The organism is Prochlorococcus marinus (assembly GCF_001180245.1).
GTDB lineage: Bacteria > Cyanobacteriota > Cyanobacteriia > PCC-6307 > Cyanobiaceae > Prochlorococcus_A > Prochlorococcus_A marinus_F.
Genome location: NZ_CVSV01000057.1, coordinates 1 through 580, shown reverse-complemented (window position 1 = coordinate 580; position 580 = coordinate 1). Strand labels below are relative to the sequence as shown.

The 580-nt window shown below is 30.7% G+C and carries 1 pseudogene; it reads left to right on the top strand.

Annotated features, from left to right (window positions below):
• Positions 1-235: pseudogene (locus tag AMO19_RS01950) on the top strand (23S rRNA pseudouridine synthase F); the annotation flags it as partial.
• Between the last annotated feature and the right edge of the window lie 345 nt (positions 236-580).

The window sequence follows — 580 nt, the reverse complement described above, 5'->3', positions numbered from 1 at the left end:
TTGTTTCGTAAAACAATTGGGGCCAAGAAATTTTAAAATAATACTTACACAGGGACTTAACCGCCAAATTAGAAGAATGTGTGAGGCCTTAGGATATAGAGTACTATCATTAAAGCGTGTAAGAATTATGAATATTAAGCTAGATGTGCCAACAGGTGCATATAGAGAACTTAGTAAAGAAGAACTCTTAGAATTAAATAAATTACTTGAAAACTCCTCAAAAACATATGACTAATCAAATACCAACAAAAGTAATTGGGAAGTTAAAGTTAATTGGTTAGCAAAAATTCAAGATTTATACTTTTCGACTTTGTTAGAAATAATTTAAATAGTATGAAACGCTTACTACTTGCATTGCTTTTAGTTAGTAATTGAGTATTTTTTGACTACCTTTTAAGGATTAGCAGCCCTAGCGTTCTTTTTTTGTCAAAACTTACTTGGTTCTTCTCCAACCCTGAGCAATTAAATTTTTCCATTCCTCTCTAGCTGCATCCTCCTTAAATTCTTTTTTTGGTGATTATGAAAGATGGTTCTTTGACCTATAAAGAAGTAACCCTCCTAGAATCAATAAAAATTTTTT